General features: G+C 46.3%; 1 protein-coding gene. It reads right to left on the bottom strand.

The genetic code is table 11. The features are described 5' to 3' along the window. A partial coding sequence (locus AB4512_RS24470) for an efflux RND transporter permease subunit (protein WP_372176077.1) occupies nucleotides 1-341 on the bottom strand: 341 nt, incomplete at both ends.

Here is a 341-nt window from a genome sequence, read left to right as displayed (position 1 = left end):
GTGCTGTACCCATAAGCATTATTACACCTTTATCTTCTGAAGGTGCTAACTCACTAGGGATGAACTTGAATAACAGTGGCAAACTTGCAAATACGATGATAGCGAAGCCAATGAAGACTGGGCGATGCTGCATTACCGCGCCAAGCATACGCTCGTAGCGATTGGTCATGCCGTCTAGTACGCTATGTACTTTCTGCTCAAACTTGCTTGGCTCGGCGTGAGCTTTGAGCATTTTTGAACACATCATTGGCGATAACGTTAACGCCACAATGCCCGATACAAAAACAGCACCAGCAAGGGTTAGTGCAAACTCTTTAAACAACGAGCCTGTGATACCACCC

Origin of the sequence: Vibrio sp. 10N.222.52.B7, from assembly GCF_041474275.1 — a bacterium.
Taxonomy (GTDB): domain Bacteria; phylum Pseudomonadota; class Gammaproteobacteria; order Enterobacterales; family Vibrionaceae; genus Vibrio; species Vibrio crassostreae_C.
The sequence above is the reverse complement of the archived record's forward strand: the minus strand, read 5'-3'. Positions and strand labels throughout refer to the sequence as shown.